The 14,931-nt window shown below is 68.5% G+C and carries 14 protein-coding genes; 7 read left to right on the forward strand and 7 right to left on the reverse strand.

Features of this window, described 5'->3' with window-relative positions:
• The 4 genes from ACY466_RS07430 to ACY466_RS07445 are packed head-to-tail and all read left to right on the forward strand — an operon-like array spanning nt 1 to nt 2,684.
• Nucleotides 1-741, forward strand: coding sequence for an energy-coupling factor ABC transporter permease (locus ACY466_RS07430; protein WP_463251148.1), 741 nt, complete (start codon nt 1-3; stop codon nt 739-741).
• Nucleotides 734-1,105: an energy-coupling factor ABC transporter substrate-binding protein gene (locus tag ACY466_RS07435; protein WP_463251149.1), complete on the forward strand. Its 372-nt coding sequence runs from the start codon at nt 734-736 to the stop codon at nt 1,103-1,105. The genes ACY466_RS07430 and ACY466_RS07435 overlap by 8 nt, the downstream gene beginning before the upstream one ends.
• The gene (gene cbiQ / locus ACY466_RS07440; protein ID WP_463251150.1) at nt 1,087-1,848 is read left to right on the forward strand and encodes a cobalt ECF transporter T component CbiQ; all 762 of its coding nucleotides are present in this window, start codon (nt 1,087-1,089) and stop codon (nt 1,846-1,848) included. Before ACY466_RS07435 ends, cbiQ begins: the two co-directional genes overlap by 19 nt.
• Nucleotides 1,845-2,684: an energy-coupling factor ABC transporter ATP-binding protein gene (locus ACY466_RS07445; RefSeq protein ID WP_463251153.1), complete on the forward strand. Its 840-nt coding sequence runs from the start codon at nt 1,845-1,847 to the stop codon at nt 2,682-2,684. The genes cbiQ and ACY466_RS07445 overlap by 4 nt, the downstream gene beginning before the upstream one ends.
• Before the next feature lie 66 nt (nt 2,685-2,750).
• Here the strand turns inward: ACY466_RS07445 and ACY466_RS07450 are convergent, their stop codons facing one another.
• The 3 genes from ACY466_RS07450 to ACY466_RS07460 form a co-directional block, all read right to left on the reverse strand.
• Complete coding sequence (locus ACY466_RS07450; protein ID WP_463251156.1) at nt 2,751-3,761, reverse strand: NAD-dependent epimerase/dehydratase family protein; 1,011 nt, start codon at nt 3,759-3,761, stop codon at nt 2,751-2,753.
• A 257-nt stretch (nt 3,762-4,018) separates the two neighbouring features.
• On the reverse strand, nt 4,019-5,086 hold the full coding sequence (locus ACY466_RS07455) for a bile acid:sodium symporter (protein ID WP_463251158.1): 1,068 nt from the start codon (nt 5,084-5,086) through the stop codon (nt 4,019-4,021).
• A 37-nt stretch (nt 5,087-5,123) separates the two neighbouring features.
• The gene (locus ACY466_RS07460) at nt 5,124-6,224 is read right to left on the reverse strand and encodes a hypothetical protein (protein WP_463251161.1); all 1,101 of its coding nucleotides are present in this window, start codon (nt 6,222-6,224) and stop codon (nt 5,124-5,126) included.
• Nucleotides 6,225-6,434: 210 nt separating this feature from the next.
• Between ACY466_RS07460 and ACY466_RS07465 the strand changes: the two genes are divergently transcribed.
• Nucleotides 6,435-8,132 carry a BCCT family transporter gene (locus tag ACY466_RS07465; protein WP_463251163.1) on the forward strand — a complete coding sequence of 566 codons (1,698 nt, stop codon included), beginning with the start codon at nt 6,435-6,437 and terminating at the stop codon, nt 8,130-8,132.
• A gap of 33 nt (nt 8,133-8,165) precedes the next feature.
• On the opposite strand, the gene ACY466_RS07470 is transcribed toward ACY466_RS07465, so the two are convergent.
• The 4 genes from ACY466_RS07470 to ACY466_RS07485 form a co-directional block, all read right to left on the reverse strand.
• Nucleotides 8,166-8,903, reverse strand: a complete 738-nt coding sequence (locus tag ACY466_RS07470) for an SDR family NAD(P)-dependent oxidoreductase (RefSeq protein WP_463251166.1) — start codon at nt 8,901-8,903, stop codon at nt 8,166-8,168.
• Entirely contained in the window at nt 8,900-9,925 is a 1,026-nt protein-coding gene (locus tag ACY466_RS07475) for a phosphotransferase family protein (RefSeq protein ID WP_463251169.1), read from the reverse strand. The genes ACY466_RS07470 and ACY466_RS07475 overlap by 4 nt, the downstream gene beginning before the upstream one ends.
• On the reverse strand, nt 9,922-11,133 hold the full coding sequence (locus tag ACY466_RS07480) for an acyl-CoA dehydrogenase family protein (protein ID WP_463251171.1): 1,212 nt from the start codon (nt 11,131-11,133) through the stop codon (nt 9,922-9,924). Before ACY466_RS07480 ends, ACY466_RS07475 begins: the two co-directional genes overlap by 4 nt.
• A gap of 92 nt (nt 11,134-11,225) precedes the next feature.
• Entirely contained in the window at nt 11,226-11,834 is a 609-nt protein-coding gene (locus ACY466_RS07485; RefSeq protein WP_463251175.1) for a TetR/AcrR family transcriptional regulator, read from the reverse strand.
• Between the two features lie 151 nt (nt 11,835-11,985).
• Here ACY466_RS07485 and ACY466_RS07490 point away from each other — a divergent pair, with 151 nt between their 5' ends.
• Both ACY466_RS07490 and ACY466_RS07495 read left to right on the forward strand, forming a co-directional pair.
• Nucleotides 11,986-13,608, forward strand: coding sequence for a class I adenylate-forming enzyme family protein (locus ACY466_RS07490; RefSeq protein ID WP_463251177.1), 1,623 nt, complete (start codon nt 11,986-11,988; stop codon nt 13,606-13,608).
• Complete coding sequence (locus ACY466_RS07495) at nt 13,605-14,897, forward strand: MFS transporter (protein WP_463251179.1); 1,293 nt, start codon at nt 13,605-13,607, stop codon at nt 14,895-14,897. Before ACY466_RS07490 ends, ACY466_RS07495 begins: the two co-directional genes overlap by 4 nt.
• Nucleotides 14,898-14,931 lie beyond the last annotated feature (34 nt).

A 14,931-nucleotide genomic window follows, 5' to 3' on the forward strand; every position in this document is an offset into this window, starting at 1 on the left:
ATGCACATTGCCGAGGGCTTTCTGCCGCCCGTTCATGCCGCTGTCTGGACCTGTGTGGCGGCGCCGTTCGTCGTGCACGGCGCCCGGGCCGTGGTTCGCCAGGTCCGGGAGAACCCGGACAGCCGCCTCCTGCTCGGGGCCGCCGGGGCGTTCACCTTCGTCCTGTCCGCGATCAAGTTGCCGTCGGTCACGGGGAGTTCGAGTCATCCCACCGGTACCGGGCTCGGGGCGGTGCTGTTCAAGCCCCCGGTGATGGCGTTTCTCGGTACCGTGGTCCTGCTGTTCCAGGCTCTTCTCCTGGCGCACGGTGGATTGACCACTCTCGGTGCCAACGCGTTCTCGATGGCCGTGGTGGGTCCCTGGGTGGGATACGCCGCGTATCGGCTGACCTCGACACTCGGTGGCGGCCTCTCCGTGGCGATCTTCTTCGCGATGTTCACCGCGAATCTCGCCACGTACTCCACGACGTCGGTCCAGATCGCCCTCGCGTTCCCCGATCCGCAGTCCGGATTCGTCGGAGCCCTGGCCAAGTTCCTGACCATCTTCGCGATCACCCAGATACCGCTCGCGGTGGCCGAGGGGCTTCTCGGCGTTCTGGTCATCAGGGTGCTGCGGAGCGTGGCAGCGCCCGAATTGATCAAGCTCGGCGTCCTGAAGGTCCGCGGCGCGGCGACCCGGGACTCCGCCGCGTCCTCCCTCGCGACCCCGCAACCGACGACGAATCGAGCCACCGATGCGTAGGAGCACCCTCGTCACGATCTCCCTGATCGCGGCCATCGTCGCCATCGTCGGTGCCGCGTTGTTGTTGGATTCCTTCCGTGACGTCGGGCCGGACGAGGAGCGATTCGTCGGCAGCGATTCCGCTGCCACCGCCCGGATCGAACAGGATCATCCCGAGTACACACCCTGGTTCGAATCGGTGTTCTCGCCGACGTCGGGAGAGGTCGAATCCGGCCTGTTCGCACTGCAGGCCGCGCTCGGCGGAATGGTGCTCGGCTACACCGTCGGAGTACTGCGCGGCCGACGGCGTCAGGAAGCGTCGAATGCCGGCATCGGAACGACCGTGAGCACTGCTGGGTCGGGTGAATGCGCGGACTGTCGATAGACAACGCGGCGTGGAGCAGCGCCTGGCGCGATCGCGCGGTGGGCGACAAGGTGATTCTCTCGGCCGGTCTGGTGGCCTGCGCGGCGGTGCTTCCGTCGTGGCCGGGGGCGCTGTTGGTCACCGCGGTGGCGGTGGGGTGTGCGCTCCTGGGCGCGCGGACACCCTGGCGACTGTGGCTGCGCGCCGCGAGGGCGCCGGCCGCGTTCGTGGTGCTGGGTGCGATCTCCATCGCGATCACCGTCTCGACCGAGCCGAGTCCGGCCCTCGGCGTGGACGCGGACAGTCTCCGCCGCGCGGGGGACGTCACGCTTCACGCGGTTGCGGGCACCACGTCCGTGCTGTTGCTGGCCGTGTCCACCCCCATGGTCGACATTCTCGACGGGTTGCGGCGGTGGCGCGTCCCGAGCGTGTGCATCGACGTGGCCGCGTTGATGTACCGCATGGTGTTCGTGCTGCTGGACTCGGTGTTCGTCATCCGGGAGTCGCAGGCCTCGCGGCTCGGGTACTCGTCCACGCGGCGCGCGCTCGCGTCCGCCGGAGCGTTGACCGCAGCCGTGCTGATCAAGTCGTGGGACCGGGCGTACCGACTGGAGGCGGGTCTCGCGGGACGAGAATTCGGCGACGACAGCCGGACACTGCAGTCCACTCGGGCGAGTTCGCGTCGCTTCGTGTTCGCCAGTGGAGTCGGACTCGTGGCGATCGTCGTCGCCACCGTCGTCCTGACGGCGGTGATGCCCTCGTGACCGAGGGCGGTATCGCCGCGTCGGGACTGCGGGTGTCGTTCGTCGGCGGACCGACGGTTCTCGACGGTGCGTCGCTCGTGGTGGATCCCGGAGAACGTACGGCGTTGCTGGGTGCCAACGGATCCGGCAAGACGACGGTCCTGCGCTGCCTGGCCGGTGCGATCGAGCCCGACGCCGGCACCGTCACCGTCGGCGACACCCCGCTGCGTCGTTCACGGTCGGGACTGCGCGCTCACCGTCAGCAGGTCCAACTGGTGCTGCAGGACCCCGACGATCAGCTGTTCTCCGCAGACGTGGTCCGGGACGTCGCGTACGGTCCGCTCAATCTCGGTCTGGCCGAATCGGAGGTGCGCGACCGCGTCGACGAAGCGTTGTCTCTCATGGGCATCGAGCACCTGCGTCGGCGCCCGACGCATCAGCTCTCCCACGGGGAACGCAAGCGAGTCGCGACCGCCGGCGCCGTGGCGATGCGGCCGCGCATTCTCCTGCTCGACGAGCCGACCGCGGGACTCGATCCGGTGGGCGTCGAGGAGATGTTCGGGGCGTTCGACCGCCTCGAGCGCGCGGGCACCACGGTCGTGCTGTCGACGCACGACGTGGCTCTGGCGTTGGAGTGGGCGCACACGGTGGCCATCGTCGCCGCCGGGACCGTCGTTCAGGGTGCGCCGACGGCGATGCTCGCGGACGACGCGCTCCTGGGCCGCGCCAGGTTGACGGCGCCCTGGGTGGTGCAGCTGTCGCGAGACCTGGCGCGCGCCGGGCTCATCGATCCTCGGGCGGACCTGCGCGGTCTCCGCGATGTGACGCGCGCCCTCGAACAGTGGCGGGGCCGCTGAATCATCGACTGACGCTGAATCATCGACCGACGCTGAGCCAGGCACCGTCGCCGGGCACCGAGCCCGTCAGGCGGAGAGCGGGGGAGTCGGCGCCTCGCCGATCTCGTGAATCCCACGGATGAACTCGTCCAGCGCCTCGGTGGAGGTGTACTGCGGCTCCCACCCCAGCTCCGAGCGCGCACGGGTGGTGTCCATGACCGGGATGCGGAGCACCGTGTCGAGGAGATCGGGGCTGGTGGGAACGATCCGCAGCTTCCACAGCAGATTCACGAGGGCACGCACCGGGAACACCGGGATCTTCACGACGCGGGCGCCGAGCACCTCGGCGAGCACGGCGGAGGTCACGGGAGGATCCGCGGCGATGTTGAACGCTCCGCGAGCGTTGGTGGTCGCGGCGAGGGAGAACGCATCGCCGACGTCGGACGAGTGCACCGCCTGGAACACCAGCCCCGGCATCGACGGGACGAACGGAATCAGGGCCGGCCGCACCAACTTCGGCGGCAGGAAGGGGCCGGCGAACAGGCGCCGCTGTTCGGTCGACGCCTCGTGCTTGAACACGAATCCGGGACGCATCCGGACGACACGCATGTCCGGGTGCTCGAGTTCGAAGGTGTCCAGCGCACGCTCGAGGTAGGACTTCTCACGCGGATACGCCGCGCCCGGCCACCCGTGCGTGGACCAATCCTCCGTGACCGCAGTGTCTTTCGGTCCCGGTGCGTAGGCCGCGACCGAAGACGCGTAGACGAGGGACGGCACGTGCGCTCGCGCTGCCGCGTCGAACACGGCGAGTGCGCCCAGGACGTTGACGTCCCAGGTCTTCGCGGGCTGGTAGGTGGGTTGGAACTGCCAGGCAAGGTGGATCACCACGTCGACGTCGGTGAAGTGGGGGAGCAGATCGTCGACGGTGATGTCGGCTTCCACGAACGTGGTCTTGGAGGGGCTGCAACTCGGTGCACGCCGGGCGAGGCCGATGATGCGGCCGACCTTCGGATTGCGGACCAGCGAATCGACAACGCTGGTGCCCAGGTTGCCGGTGGCGCCGACGACGAGCACGGTGAGATCGGATGTGTCGTTCATGGGGGTGTCCTAGCGGTACGCATCGTCGGTGGTTCTTCGGACACCTCACCCCGCCGGCTGTGGGCGTCGGGTGGGTCGTGCCGTGATCCCCCCATGCGACGCTCGGGAATGCGCCGGCAGAGGTAGGACCGAACTGAGTGAAGACGGAAGCAGGGTGGAATGCCTGCTGCCCGTCGGGTACCCCGCAGGGGTCGACGCAAACAGCGGGGCGCCGGTTCGGACCGGAGTGAGGGTGCCGTTCGGTCCGTCTCGGGTGGTCAGGGTGCCCCTGACTCCGGGGAGGCGGGGTCCGGGGCGGCGGGGTCCGGGGCGGCGGGGTCCGGGGTGGCGGGATTCGGGGTGATGCGCTCAGGGGCAGCGGGGTGCGGAACCCACCGCGGCACCAGGCGCACGTAGGTCACCATGCCGACCAGTTCCACCAGCGTCTGCGTCACCACGACCACCGCGGCCAGTGCGAGAGCCGGTGGCAGAGCGAGCGCCAGCGGCAACACGACGAGCGAGTTGCGGGTGGCGCCGGAGAAGACGAGCGCGCGCGTCGCCGGGACGTCGAGGCGGAACACGCGACCCGCGGCCACGCCGACGGCCGCCATGACGATCAGGAACGCCGCGAACACCGCGATCGCGGGCACCAGGCGCGCGCCCTCGGAACGCACGGCGTCGATCTGCGAGGCCACGACGACGGCGAGGGTGGCCATCATGAGCGGCACCATCGACGCGGCCATCGTGTCCATGACGCGCACCCCGAGACGGTGCCGCCGGGCCAGGGCCTGGGTCAGTGCCGCGAGGCCGAGGGGGAGGGCGATGAGCAACAGGAATGCGCGCACGAACGGCGCCACGTCGATGATCGCGACGACGTCGGAGCCGACGAACAGCCACAGCCACAACGGGAGCAGCAGGACCTGCAGGAGCATGAGGATCGGGGCGCCCGCGAGCAGCCGTTCCGAGGCCGCGCCGGCCAGGCCGCTGAACACGATGACGTAATCGATGCAGGGGGCGAGAAGAACCAACACCACCCCGACGAGGACCGCGCGGTCGCCGGAGACGACGCGGGTCAATCCGAAAACCACGACGGGAACGATCACGAAGTTGACGGTGACGACGGCGCCGGAGAACCGTCGATCGCGGGCCGCGCGCCCGATCGCGGCGAACGGTACGGCCAGGAAGGTGGCGTACAACAGAGCGATCAGGATCGGATCGATCGCGTGCTCGAGCGCGGGTGCCGCGGACGGGACGGTCAGCCCGGCGGCGAGGCCGCCCGCGAGGGCCAGGAGGTAGAGCGGGATCTGGTGCCGATCCCACCACCGGACGAGCGGGATGCCGGTCACGGGGTGGCGTCGGTGACGACGGGAATGGGCACGGGCCTCATTCTTCCTGCATCGTCTGACGCCGCATCACCTCCCGGTGTCCGTAGGTCGCGCTGAGGATGTCGTTGCGATCGGAGACGGAGGACCCGACGGCGCCCGCCACGGTGCCCAGCGATGCGGCGAGCCAGGCCAAGGCCACGTAGTCGTACGGAGTCGCCCCGCGGTCCAGTTGGGTGGAGAGGAATTGCGGTGAGATGACGACGGCCGCGGCAGTCAGCACCGCACCGAACAGCACGCCGTACATCAGGACCACACCCGAGAGAACGGTCCCCACGGTGGCGCCGTTGTACATCCAGCGGTCGGTCGCCGACGACCGGAAGCCGCGCCCTTCCCACAACCCGTGCGGAAAGATCAACCACAGGGTCATGGCCGCGACCGCGGCGACCGTGATGGCCGCGAGTCGCAGCGTGCTCATCGATGCGGCCATCTGCCAGATGCTCGCGTAGAACACACCGAATGCCGACGCGGCACTCGCCGCGGCCAGCGCACCCGAGAGGGTGGGTACCAGGCGCCAGGGTCGGTTGCATCGAATCATGCCCGCCACCAACCGAAGTCGGCCCAGGAAGCCGGGGGCCATGAGAACCCGTTCGTGCGCGTCGTCGGTGTCCGGTGTCGGGGCCCATCGCGCCGTCGACCGCCGAAGCGGGGGTCGACTCGACTCGTCGGTGCCCAGCAGGTGATGGACGACCGCGACGGCCACGTCGAGTGCGCGTCCACGCGTCCGGAGGGCGCCGAACGCCGGAATGTACAGAGCGGCCGTGGTTCCCGCGTGCAGTTCGGCGACCACGGGCTTGGACCGCACCCGGCGCGGAATCTCGGAGAGGAACAGCACGACGTCATGAGGGTTGGACGCCTCGACCGACTCCAGCCATTGCGCCACGGGGGCCGATCCGGTCTCCGACGGAGGCAAGGTGACAGAGGACCTGGACAGGGTGACGGCCACGCACTCGCCGTCGATCGTCACCTGCTCGGGCAGTCGCGTCTCGACGGCGTCGGCGACGGCCGAGGCGAAGCCGGAGTCCGCGACGATCCCGACGGTCATCGAGCGGCGTGCCGGCGCGGGCGTGTCGGTGTTCGATCCGTTCTCGTCCGTGGCCATCGCCGTGGGGTACCCCGGGACCGATCGGGTGACGCAGCGACGGTGGGTCGCGAATCGGCAAAACGATGCCCAAGGGTTTTTAAAACGGGCAGGTAACAGTCCGCGTCAGAAGTGGACATCGGTCCTCGAGTGCAGCAGTGTGGTTATCCGGCGACGGCACGCCCACCGCAACACCGCATGCCCTTACCCGACGAACCGTGCCGTCCAGGGATGGTGACGGCAACCGTGGAAACACTAGCCCGCAGACTGGGCCTCAGAACCGACCATCATATTTTCTTCGTCTCGGCCGGTCTCATGATCGCGCTGCTCGTACTGTTCCTGTCCTTCCAGACCGCTGCCGGCAACGCCTTCGGCGCCAGCCGCGAATGGATCGCCACCAATCTGGGGTGGTTCTTCATCCTGGGCGTCACCGTGTGGCTGGTGTTCCTGGCCTGGGTGGCGTTCAGCAAGTACGGCAATCTGCGCCTCGGCGAGGACGACGATCGCCCCGCCTACTCGAACCTCTCCTGGTTCGCCATGCTGTTCGCCGGTGGCATCGGCACCATCCTCATGTTCTGGGGCGTGGCCGAGCCCATCTCGCACTTCTCGGCCCCACCGTTCGACGACGTGACGCCCTACAGCGTCGAGGCCGCCCAGGACGCGATGAGCATTTCGCTCTACCACCTGAGCCTGCACACCTGGGCGATCTTCACGCTGCCCGGGCTGGCCTTCGGGTTCTTCATCTATCGCTACAAGCTGCCGATGCGGGTCTCGTCGGTGTTCTACCCGATCCTCAAGGAGAAGATCTCGGGACCGATCGGCAAGGCCATCGACGTGTTCGCCGTTCTGGGCACCGTCTTCGGTCTGGCCGTCTCGCTCGGCCTGGGCACGTCCCAGATCAACGCCGGGCTCGGTGAGCTCGTCGGCCTCCCCGACACCGTGTGGGCGAAGGTCCTCATCATCGGTGTGCTGACGGTCGTGGCGACCACCTCGATCGTCGTCGGTCTGGACAAGGGCGTGCGTCGCCTGTCCAACATCAACATCCTCACCGCCGTCGGACTGATGATCTTCGTGCTCATCGCCTCCGACACCGTGTTCCTGTTGCGGCAGATCATCGAGAGCACGGGGCTGTACGCCCGTGACCTCATCCCGCTGTCCTTCTGGAACGACTCCATGGCCGAGTTCACCGACGAGAGCGGATGGGGATGGCAGGGTGGCTGGACCGTCTTCTACTGGGCGTGGACCGTCACGTGGGCGCCGTTCATGGGCGTCTTCCTCGCCCGCATCTCCCGCGGTCGCACCGTCCGACAGTTCGTCGCCGGGGTACTGGTGGCGCCGTCGCTGTTCACGCTGGTCTGGTTCGTGATCTTCGGGTGGTCCGCGATGCGCATCGACGGCATCGGCGGCAATGGCGGCACCCTCTCGGAGGCGGTGTCGGAGAGCGTCCCGCTGGCCATGTTCTCGTTCTTCGAGAACTTCCCGGCCGCCACCTTGGTCCAGGGCATCGCCGTGGTGGTCGTCGCACTGTTCTTCGCGACGTCGGCGGACTCCGCGTCCCTGGTGATCGACATGCTGTGCTCCGGTGACGGCGAGGCCGGCCCGGTCCGTCAGCGCGTGTTCTGGGGTGTCTCCCTCGGTGCGGTCTCGGCGACGCTGATCGTGCTCGGCGGTGATGCGGGACTGCAGGCGCTCCAAGAGGTCATCACGGTCATCGGACTGCCGATCTTCATCATGGTCTCGCTGATGATCGTCGCCCTGGTGATGGGGTTCCGGGCCGAGAAGGTCAAGGTCACCTTCGTGACGAAGGAGAAGTTCCTCGAGAACAACGGCGAGACGACGACGACCGAGTCCGAGGTGGTGCGGACCTCGTCGCTGGCGCGCGACTCAGACGAAATCGCCCCGGCGGTGAAGAAGTCGTCCGACGACTGACGGGTCCACCGCCGTGGGGGCGGGTACCGGCGCTCAGGCGCTGGTGCCCGCCCCCGCTCGGTTGATCACCACGCGCGAGACCATGGTGCGGGCGGACAGACGAAGCATGGACAGGACGATCTCGACGACGTCGTCCACCGCGATCATGGTGTCGGCCGGGATCCGATCGGTGATCCATGCGCTCATGTCGGTCTCGACGTATCCGGGAGCGAGAGCGGTCCCACTGATGCCCGACGCGCTCTCCTCCGCGTTCAACGTGTCCACGAGAGAGAGCATCGCGGCCTTCGTGGCGCCGTAGGCCGCGAGTCCCGCTTCCGGATAGACGCCGGCGAGAGACGCCAGCGCCACGACCTTCGCACCCCGCACCGGGTTCGCGTCCGCCGCGACGCGCAGCAACGGAAGCGAGCGTTGGAGCAGCTCGAACGGCGCGCGCAGATTCACGTCCACGGTCTTGTCGAAGCGCCGCATGGGGTACTCCGCGATGGTTCCGGCGGTGCCGACGCCGGCGTTCAGGATCAGGGCGTCCATCGCGGTGAACGCCTCACCGAACGCCGCGACGATGGCCGCCGGCGCATCACGATCGGCCAGATCGCACGCCGCGGTGCGCACGGATGCCGCTCCCGCGTCGGTGAGGGTACGGGCAGCGCTGTCGAGGGTGTCGGCGCTGCGCGCGGTGATCAGCAGCGACCATCCCTCCCGCGCCAACGCGGTGGCGATCGCGAGCCCGATGCCTCGCGATCCTCCGGTGATCAACGCCGTCTTCTCGCTCATCGCGATACTCCTGTCATGGCTCGCAGACCCGCTGCGATGCATTCCTCGGTGGCGTCGGCCGCGCGGTCCGCGCCGGAGCCCGTGTCCGATCCCGAGCGTGCACGGTGAGTGATGCCCTCGCCGATGACGCCGAGCTTGAAGTTCGCGAGCCCGAGGTAGAACTCCCAGTGCGCGAGGTCGCGGCCGGACACGGCGGCGTAGCGCTGCGCGAGGTCGTCCGCGGAGGGGTACCGGGGGCTGGTCCAAGCGGCGGGGGCGCCGAGCACCCGGTCGAAGATGGGCTGGCGGTACACGCACATGAGTGCGACGTCGGTCAGGGGATCGCCGAGCGTCGACATCTCCCAATCCACCACGGCGGCAACCGAACCCACGTCGTCGCTACGTAAAATCGTGTTGTCGACGCGAAAGTCGCCGTGCACGATCGATGCGGCCGAGTGCGCGGGCACCGCGTCGAGCAGGGCCCGGTGCAGGCGATCGACGTCCGGTAGATCACGGGTCTTGACGCGTTCCCACTGACGGGCCCACGTCGCGACCTGTCGGGCGACGAAACCGTCGGGACGGCCGAAGGATTCGAGTCCGACGGCGGCGTGGTCCACCGCGTGAAGCCGGGCGAGGACCCGGACGAGTTCGTCCGCGTTCGCGGCGATGTCCGCGTCCGAGAGATCCTCGAGGTCGGTGTGGGTGCGGACGATCCGGCCGGGAACGAAGTCCACGACGGTCATCGGGGCGCCGAGCGTGGTGCCCTCGGCGTCGAAGGCCACGGCACCCGCCACGGGGACGTCGGTCGGTCCGAGGGCGCGCGTGACCGCCCATTCGCGGGCCATGTCGTGCGCCGAGGGGGTCAGGCCGCTGGTGGGCGGGCGTCGCACGACCCACGATCGGGCGTCGTCGACAGCGCGATAGGTGAGGTTCGAGCGGCCGCCGCTGATCATCTCGACTCGCAGCGGGCCGGTGAGTTCGACGCCGTTCTCCCGCAGGAAGTGTTCCAGCGCCGCGACGTTCATTCCCGGCAGTTCGCTCACGACGCCGACTCCCGAGCCGCGCGCCGGGCCGCCCCGACGGTACGCTTGGCGATCGCCCACCGATGCACCTCGGAGGGGCCGTCGTAGACCCGGAACGGCCGGACCTCGCGCGAGAGGCGGGCGAGGGGAAGGTCGTCGGACACGCCGAGCCCGCCGCACATCTGGATGCCGCGGTCGACGATGCGGAAGATGGCCTCGGCGGCGAAGGTCTTCGCGATCGACGTCTCGTTGCCCGCGTGCGCGCCCCGGTCGAGTTCGAAGCAGGCCTTGGTCAGGAGCGCTCGGGTCGCGGCGATGTCTATCTCGTTGTCGGCGACCATCTTCTGGATCATCCCGAGGTCGCCCAGCGTGCTGCCGAAACCCTCGCGCTGCGCGACGTGCGCGACGGCGATGTCGTGTCCGCGACGGGCAGCGCCCAGCCACCGCATGACGTGGGTCATGCGAGCGGGGCCGAGCCGCACCTGGGCGTAGGCGAAGCCCTCGTCGACGGCGCCGAGGACGTTCTCGTCGGGAACGAACACGTTGTCGAAGAACACCTCGCAGTGCCCGCCGATCATCGCGCGGTCGAGGGTTCCGATGTGGCGGCCGACCGTGATTCCCTCGGTGTCCGCGGGCGCGAGGAACATGGTGGCTCCGCCACGATCACCGGGCTTGCCGGAGGTGCGCGCCATGATGATGAAGAACCCGGCGCCGTCCGCGCCGGTGATGAACCATTTGTGCCCGTCGATCCTCCACCCGCCGTCCACCCGCACGGCGGCGGTGGTCAGGGCGGACGGATCGGAGCCCGCGCCGGGGGCGGGTTCGGTCATGGCGAAGGCGGATCGCACGTCGCCGTGGGCCAGCGGCGCGAGGAACTGCTCCTTCTGCGCGGCCGAGGCGATGTGGGCGAGCATGTGCACGTTGCCCTCGTCGGGTGCACCCAGGTTGAGCGCGATCGGCCCGAACAGGGAGTACCCGGCCTCCTCGAAGACGGGGGCGCGGTCGCTCATGTTCAGGCCGTGGCCGCCGTACTCGAGGGGGGCGTGCGGCGCGAAGACGCCGGCTTCCTTTGCGGCCGTCTGCATCTCGACCCGCAGCCGGTCACCGCCCGCGTCCGTCACGTTGCCCAGGAAGCGGTCCTCGATGGGGAGTACGTGTTCGCGGGTGAAGGTGCGGGTGCGATCGATCAGCTTCTGCACGTCGGCGTCGAACGTCAGGTCGATGGCCACGGTGAGCTCCTCGGGGTAGTACCGACCGAACACTCGCTCGGCTGATCGAACAGTGACAGATCCCGCGCGAACGGTCAAGCATTCGCCTCACGTCACGAGCGGTGCGCGCCGACCGTGCGGCGAGCGATGTCGAGATAGACCGCGACGAGCTCGGATGGGGACAGCGGGCCGTCGGGCCGGTACCAGGTGGCGACGCCGACGCACATGGTCGTCACCGCGCGGCTGGCGTCGACGGGGTGCGGGGTGTCGAACCGACCTGCCGCCACCCCGTCGGCGACGATCGCATCCAGCATGCGCTGCTGGGCATCGCGTTTGGCGATGTACGCGGAGCGGTTCTCCGGATCCAGACTGCGGATCTCGGTGGAGCACACGAACGCGACGTCTCGGCGGTGGATGTGGAAGAGCAGAAGTGATTCCACCACGGCGTCGAATCTGTCGTCCGGGGACGATCCGGCGCCGGATTCCGCCGACCGGGATCGGTCCAGCAATTCGTTCATCGAGGCGTCCATGATGCCGACCAGAAGTGCCTGCTTCGACGGAAAGTGATGGTAGAGACCGGGTACCGACAGTCCGGCTCCGGCGGCGACCTGCCGCACCGACGTGCCGTGGTATCCCTGCTCGACGAACTGCGCGAGCGCCGACGCCAGCGCAGGGGACAGGGCCGTTCCCTCGTACGTGCGCCACTGCATCGCCTCGGTCATGCGCCCACCGTAGATGCCCATGCGGCCTGTGCCATCCGATCGGCGAGGGGTTGACACCGATGTTGTGATCCGCAACACTCTTGCTTCGAACCGAGCGAGTGTTCGGTCGGCCTCACCCATCACGATCCGCACCCACCGGGAGGACTTGTCGATGAGCGACCCACGCACCATCGTCGACGCCTGGCGCGCCCGGGTGCGGGCGTCGCCCGATCGCCCGGCCGTGGCCTACTTCGACGCGGTCCTCACCGCTCGCGAGGTCGACGACATGTCCGACGCGCTCGCGGTCGCCTTCACCGAACGGGGGATCGGCCGCGGCGATCGCTGCGGAATCTATCTGCAGAACGTGCCCCACTACGCGCTCACGTTTCTCGCGCTGTGGAAGATCGGTGCCGTCGCCCTCCTGCTGAACCCGATGTACCGCGGCCGTGAACTGCGCGCCCTCGTCGACGACGCCGAGCCGGTCGCGATGGTCTGTGACGAGCACGATCTCGACGCACTGACGACGACTCTGGCCGGCAGCACGGTGCGCACCGTCGTCACCACGAGCGCCCTCGATCTGCAGGCGCGCAACGACTCGCGGGTGTTCGCGTCCACCGCACGCGTCGAGCCACGTCCGGAGAACGATCTGCTCGGCCTCGTCGAGACCTGTCGAGGTCGCCGGCCCGCCGACATCGACGTGTCCGAGACCGATCTCGCCCTGCTCGCGTACACCTCCGGGACCACCGGGCCGCCGAAGGGCGCGCAGATCTCGCACGCCAACGCCCTTGCCACCGCGACGGATTTCGGGGAGCGGGCCGGCATCGTCGACGGCGACGTGGTCTTCGCCGTCGCGCCGCTCTTCCACATCACCGGCGCCATGCTCGACGCCGCGGTGGCCCTGGTGCGCGATTGTCTCCTGGTGTTCGCGCACCGGTTCGACGCCGCGGTGACACTCGACGCGTTCGTCGAGCACCGCGTGACCTACACGATCGGATCCATCACCGTGTTCAACGCGATCTCGGCGGCCGCCGGTGCGGGTCGAGAGCACTTCGCCTCCGTGCGGTCGTTGTACTCGGGTGGAGCTCCCATCCCGCCGGCCACGGTGACGGCCTTCGAGGACACCTTCGGGTGCTACATCCACAACGCCTACGGGATGACCGAGTCCACTGCGGGCGTGATCGCCGTTCCGCCGGGCCGTCGCGCACCCGTCGATCCGGCGAGCGGTTCGCTGTCCGTCGGGCTCGCGCTTCCCCGAGTCCGGTTGCGCACGCTCGATCCCGCCGGCGAACCGACGCCGCCCGGTGTCGCCGGTGAACTGGAGATCACGGGCCCGCAAGTGGTCTCGGGTTACTGGCGCAATCCCGACGCGTCGGCGTCGACCATGCCCGACGGACACCTGCGCACCGGCGACGTCGCCGTGATCGACGAGGACGGCTGGGTGTACCTGGTCGACCGGCTCAAGGACCAGATCAACGTCTCCGGTTACAAGGTCTGGCCTCGCGAGGTCGAGGACACCCTCTACGAGCATCCCGCCGTGTTCGAGGCCGCGGTGGTGGGGCGTCCGGACGATTACCAGGGCGAATCGGTGATCGCGTTCGTCTCGCTGCGCGCCGGAACCGACACCACCGAGGCCGAGCTCGTGGCCTTCGCGCGGGAACGGTTGGCCGCCTACAAACGGCCTCGCGAGGTCCACCTCGTCGACGACCTCCCCAAGACCCAGACCGGCAAGATCCGCCGAGCCGCTCTCAAAGACGTACCCGTGCCCACCCATTCGACCGAAAGCGACACACCATGACCGTCGGATCCATCCCCGAGGCGCATACCTCGCCCTCGATCACCTCCCGGAAGAAGTCGCTGCTCGCGAGCACGGTCGGCAACGTGCTCGAGTGGTACGAGTGGAGCGCCTACGCGGTGTTCGCGCCGTTCATCGCCGCCGCGATGTTCAGCCAGGCCGATCCCGTGTCCGCGCTGCTGTCGACCCTCGCCGTGTTCGCCGTCGGATTCCTCATGCGCCCCCTCGGCGGCATCGTGTTCGGGCGAATCGCCGACAAGCGCGGCCGAAAGTTCGTCCTCGTCACCACGATGCTGACCATGGCGGCCGGCAGCCTGATGATCGGCCTCATGCCCACGTACGCGACCATCGGAGCCTGGGCCTCGGTCCTCCTGCTGCTCGCGCGCATGATGCAGGGCTTCGCGCACGGTGGCGAATCGGCGACGGCGTACTCCTACGTCGGCGAGATCGCGCCCCCCAACCGCCGCGGAATGTGGGGAAGCGTCGCGTTCGTCGCCATCTTCGGTGGTTCCGTGCTGGCGTACACGGTCGGCGGCGTCATCACCTCCACCCTGTCGGAATCGGCAGTGGGACAGTGGGGTTGGCGCATCCCGTTCCTTCTCGGTGCTCTCCTCGCGGTGTTCGCGCTGTACCTGCGCAAGAACATGGACGAGAGCGACGTCTTCGACGACGAGCAGGAGAAGGTCGCTCCGGTGCCGATCGCCCGCAAGACCGTCGTGCGCGCCCTGCTGCTGATGATCGGCATGACCTCGGGCATCACCGCAGCGCACTACACGTGGACGTCGTACGTCTCGACCTACGCCATCACCCAGCAGGGCATGAACCCCGACACCGCGTACTGGATGTTGGTGATCGCCCAGGTGATCGCGCTGATCTCGCTCCCGTTCTTCGGGCGCCTGTCCGACTCCATCGGCCGCCGTCCGATGCTCGCGGCCTTCGCGGTGCTGATGTTCTGCCTGCAGATTCCGCTGACGATGATGATCTCGGACCAGTGGTACACCCTGCTCGGCGCGTCGACCGCGGCGCTTCTGGTGATCGCCATTCCTGCATCGGTGCTCTCGTCCACCCTGTCCGAGAGCTTCCCGACTCGCTTGCGTACGCAGGCCATCGGATTCGCGTACTCGTTCTCGGTCGCGGTGTTCGGCGGAACCGCTCCGTACCTCAACCAGCTGCTGTTGAACCTGGACATCGGGTGGGTCTTCGGGGTGTACATCATGGTGCTGTCGATGCTCACCGGCGTCGCGTGCTACTTCATGAAGGAGACGAAGGGGATTCGGCTCCAGGACGTGTGAGGACGCCTGTCCGCTCGATTCTGCGTACGAAACG

It is taken from the genome of Rhodococcus sp. K11/5, from assembly GCF_055193735.1.

Bases quoted from the DNA above. Each gene is read 5' to 3' on its own strand.
- ACY466_RS07450 (WP_463251156.1), bottom strand. From the start codon at position 3,761: ATGAACGACACATCCGATCTCACCGTGCTCGTCGTCGGCGCCACCGGC.
- ACY466_RS07485 (WP_463251175.1), bottom strand. From the start codon at position 11,834: ATGACCGAGGCGATGCAGTGGCGCACGTACGAGGGAACGGCCCTGTCC.
- ACY466_RS07435 (WP_463251149.1), top strand. From the start codon at position 734: ATGCGTAGGAGCACCCTCGTCACGATCTCCCTGATCGCGGCCATCGTC.
- ACY466_RS07490 (WP_463251177.1), top strand. From the start codon at position 11,986: ATGAGCGACCCACGCACCATCGTCGACGCCTGGCGCGCCCGGGTGCGG.
- ACY466_RS07430 (WP_463251148.1), top strand. From the start codon at position 1: ATGCACATTGCCGAGGGCTTTCTGCCGCCCGTTCATGCCGCTGTCTGG.
- ACY466_RS07495 (WP_463251179.1), top strand. From the start codon at position 13,605: ATGACCGTCGGATCCATCCCCGAGGCGCATACCTCGCCCTCGATCACC.
- cbiQ (WP_463251150.1), top strand. From the start codon at position 1,087: ATGCGCGGACTGTCGATAGACAACGCGGCGTGGAGCAGCGCCTGGCGC.
- ACY466_RS07465 (WP_463251163.1), top strand. From the start codon at position 6,435: ATGGTGACGGCAACCGTGGAAACACTAGCCCGCAGACTGGGCCTCAGA.
- ACY466_RS07470 (WP_463251166.1), bottom strand. From the start codon at position 8,903: ATGAGCGAGAAGACGGCGTTGATCACCGGAGGATCGCGAGGCATCGGG.
- ACY466_RS07460 (WP_463251161.1), bottom strand. From the start codon at position 6,224: ATGGCCACGGACGAGAACGGATCGAACACCGACACGCCCGCGCCGGCA.